Source organism: Vibrio aquaticus, from assembly GCF_003970385.1.
Taxonomy (GTDB): domain Bacteria; phylum Pseudomonadota; class Gammaproteobacteria; order Enterobacterales; family Vibrionaceae; genus Vibrio; species Vibrio aquaticus.
Genome location: NZ_RXZH01000182.1, coordinates 1 through 389, shown reverse-complemented (window position 1 = coordinate 389; position 389 = coordinate 1). Strand labels below are relative to the sequence as shown.

The window sequence follows — 389 nt, the reverse complement described above, 5'->3', positions numbered from 1 at the left end:
AAAGTAAGTCACACTATCAAAACCGAAGGTGCACCGGTTTTTGCAAAACCCAGGAGACTAGCACCAGATAAGCTCAAAATCGCTAGGGCCGAGTTTGATTATATGCTACAAYTGGGTATTATCCGTCCCTCTGATAGTCAATGGGCATCCCYTTTGCATATGGTCCCAAAGAAGAATGAAGGTGACTGGCGRCCGTGCGGGGATYACAGAGCCCTAAACCGTCAAACCGTACCAGATAGGTACCCAATACCKCATATCCAAGATTTCACCAACGGTTTACAGGGTATGAACATATTCACTAAAATTGATTTAGTCAGGGCATATCACAATATCCCGGTAAGCCAAGCTTTCCTGACGGAATGTTAATTCTCGTTGACCCTGAGCAGGCT

At 45.6% G+C, this 389-nt stretch carries 1 protein-coding gene; it reads left to right on the top strand.

The features are described from left to right. The first annotated feature begins 102 nt into the window (after positions 1-102). On the top strand, positions 103-366 hold the full coding sequence (locus EJ063_RS22000) for a reverse transcriptase family protein (protein ID WP_500691455.1): 264 nt from the start codon (positions 103-105) through the stop codon (positions 364-366). Positions 367-389: the final 23 nt, after the last annotated feature.